The 933-nt window shown below is 56.5% G+C and carries 1 protein-coding gene; it reads left to right on the forward strand.

Annotation, left to right across the window (positions count from 1 at the left end):
• Positions 1-235: 235 nt before the first annotated feature.
• On the forward strand, positions 236-933 hold a 698-nt coding region (locus P0Y67_RS22675; RefSeq protein ID WP_342393702.1), incomplete at its 3' end, for a CmpA/NrtA family ABC transporter substrate-binding protein.

A 933-nucleotide genomic window follows, 5' to 3' on the forward strand; every position in this document is an offset into this window, starting at 1 on the left:
CGGTATCGGATGACAGGCAAAAGATGTCGCCCTGGGCCAGAAACCCCCAGACATCCTCAATGCGTCCGGCCAGCCTGAACCGTTTATGACCCGGCGCTAACGTCACGCGCCACTGAAAAAATTGATCACTACAGCAACGTCGCTGCTCCTTTCGGGGAGGGCGGCGTTTTTTGTTTTTAACGTTTTGTTTTTTATCTATGGAAGAGGTTTGGATATGGAATCGATCAATCGATGGATGATAGCCGGCATTGCAAGTGCCAGCCTGATATCGCTGCCGGCACAGGCCCAGATAGGCCCGCCGGAAAAAGATGAGCTGAAGTTCGGCTTTATCAAGCTGACCGATATGGCCCCGCTGGCCGTGGCGTATGAAAACTTCTTTTTCGAAGACGAAGGCCTGTATGTGTCACTGGAAGCCCAGGCCAACTGGAAAGTGCTGCTGGACCGGGTGATTGACGGCGAGCTGGATGGTGCCCACATGCTGGCCGGACAGCCGATTGGTGCCACCATAGGCATAGGTACCAAAGCGGAGGTGATCACGGCGTTCAGCATGGATCTCAACGGTAACGCCATCACGGTGGCCAATAACGTCTGGGACGCGATCAAGCCGAACCTGGCGAAAACGGACAACGGCACTCCCCGGCACCCAATCAGTGCCAGCGTGCTCAAACCTGTGATTGCCTCGTATCAGGCGCAAGGTAAGTCGTTCAACATGGGCATGGTGTTTCCTGTCTCCACACACAACTATGAGCTGCGTTACTGGTTAGCTGCCGGGGGAATACATCCGGGGTATTACGACCCGGCCCACGGCGATAACAGCGGCCAGCGTCAGGCGGATGTGCTGCTGAGCGTCACCCCACCGCCGCAAATGCCCGCGACCCTGGAGGCCGCGACCATTCAGGGGTACAGCGTCAGCAAAACCAACATAAGCCCATG

The sequence above is a fragment of the Photobacterium sp. SP02 genome (assembly GCF_038519165.1).
GTDB classification, from domain to species: Bacteria; Pseudomonadota; Gammaproteobacteria; order Enterobacterales; family Vibrionaceae; genus Photobacterium; species Photobacterium halotolerans.